At 35.7% G+C, this 255-nt stretch carries 1 protein-coding gene; it reads left to right on the forward strand.

Annotated features, from left to right (window positions below; genetic code table 11):
• Nucleotides 1-255 (forward strand): hypothetical protein (locus tag G6042_RS00330; protein ID WP_211161585.1); only part of this gene is annotated, 255 nt, incomplete at both ends.

The raw sequence follows: 255 nt of genomic DNA on the forward strand, positions 1-255 counted from the left end.
CAACCGGAATAATTTCTGGCACACCAACGGTTTTACAATCAGCTACGGATTATGAAGTTACAGCAACAAATTCTGGTGGAAGTGTTTCGTTTGTTTTATCAATCGAAATTATTGATTTAGCGCCAACGTTGTTAAGTTACAACACACCAAATGTTTTCACAATCGATGAAATAATCACCAATTTACAACCAACGGTTTCAGGAGAAAACTTGACTTTTAGTATTAGTCCAAGTTTACCAAACGGATTATCATTGG

It is taken from the genome of Flavobacterium solisilvae (assembly GCF_012911605.1).
Lineage (GTDB): Bacteria > Bacteroidota > Bacteroidia > Flavobacteriales > Flavobacteriaceae > Flavobacterium > Flavobacterium solisilvae.